This window comes from Vibrio sp. Vb2960, assembly GCF_033337665.1.
GTDB lineage: Bacteria > Pseudomonadota > Gammaproteobacteria > Enterobacterales > Vibrionaceae > Vibrio > Vibrio alginolyticus.
Genome location: NZ_JAWORD010000067.1, coordinates 1 through 1,049, shown reverse-complemented (window position 1 = coordinate 1,049; position 1,049 = coordinate 1). Strand labels below are relative to the sequence as shown.

Annotated in this window: 2 protein-coding genes; one reads left to right on the top strand and one right to left on the bottom strand. The window is 42.2% G+C overall.

Translation table 11 applies throughout. The features are described from left to right. The coding region (locus R7O03_RS22630) for a type II toxin-antitoxin system RelE/ParE family toxin (protein WP_318132071.1) at positions 1 to 155 on the top strand (155 nt) is incomplete at its 5' end. Between the two features lie 135 nt (positions 156 to 290). Here the strand turns inward: R7O03_RS22630 and R7O03_RS22625 are convergent. Continuing rightward, positions 291 to 950, bottom strand: coding sequence for a hypothetical protein (locus R7O03_RS22625; protein WP_318132070.1), 660 nt, complete (start codon positions 948 to 950; stop codon positions 291 to 293). Positions 951 to 1,049: the final 99 nt, after the last annotated feature.

The window sequence follows — 1,049 nt, the reverse complement described above, 5'->3', positions numbered from 1 at the left end:
TTGAACAACCTTTAATGGGTGTACAACGAGATGGCATCCGCGGACGATTGCTCATTATTCCTGAGATTTCGATGATTATCTCTTATTGGGTCGAGGGCGATATCATCAGAGTTATACGTGTACTCCACCAGAAACAAAAATTCCCTACGGATTGATTGCTTCCTCTGGGGAACTAACGCCCTGTTAAGGGGTGAGCAACGCAATACCAAAGCCGCCGCAGACCACCTTAATCACTTAAATCAACGCATGGTAAAAATGCCACGCGTTGCGAATCCCTCTTGAACAGTTTGTTAGCTTGGGAGCTGAATTCTGCGAATTGCATCCGCTATATCTCGGCGATTAACAAACTCGAACGTTTCGTGGTCGATATCAACTTGATAATCCAATGCACCACAAAGCATATTGATTCTACCATAGCCTGGAGCACGAACTATGGAGTTATTCTTGCCTTGAATCTCATGTTTAGCCAAGTTCATACGGATTGAGCTAGTCATATCGTACAAAGGCTTGAGAGCATTCTCGTATGCGTCTAATTTATCAATTGCGGATGGTTCATCTCTGACCCACTCAATATGACGCCCCCGCATATATGCAGCTAAGTTGTGCTCATCTTTTTGAACTTTGGCTAACATTTGATTTAACGCACCATTGTCTTTCCATTTCCGCAATTGACGCATTCGCTGCTTCCACGTTCTCATTAACTCATACAACGCAAAGATCCACATTTGAGACTGAGCAGAGGTAAACATAGCCATATCTGCTGGTGTCTTTTCAATTCCGATATATGTATTTAGCAGTTCATACTCGCAACCAGTTATATACATATCCACCATTCCGATGTTCATGCCTTGCATATTTAAGTAGGTATCATCAAACAAAGGCAATGAATGGAAAACATGATAGATTCTTGAAAAATCGATTTCTGAATGGGATTGATATTCTTCGTACATACTAAATCCTTTTCGTACAAGCTAACGCCCTGTTAAGGGGTGAGCAACGCAATACAGAAGCCGCCGCAAACCACCTTAAACACCAAAACAAACGCATAG

Excerpts from the sequence above, each read along its gene's own strand:
- R7O03_RS22625 (WP_318132070.1), bottom strand. The coding sequence starts at position 950 with ATGTACGAAGAATATCAATCCCATTCAGAAATCGATTTTTCAAGAATC.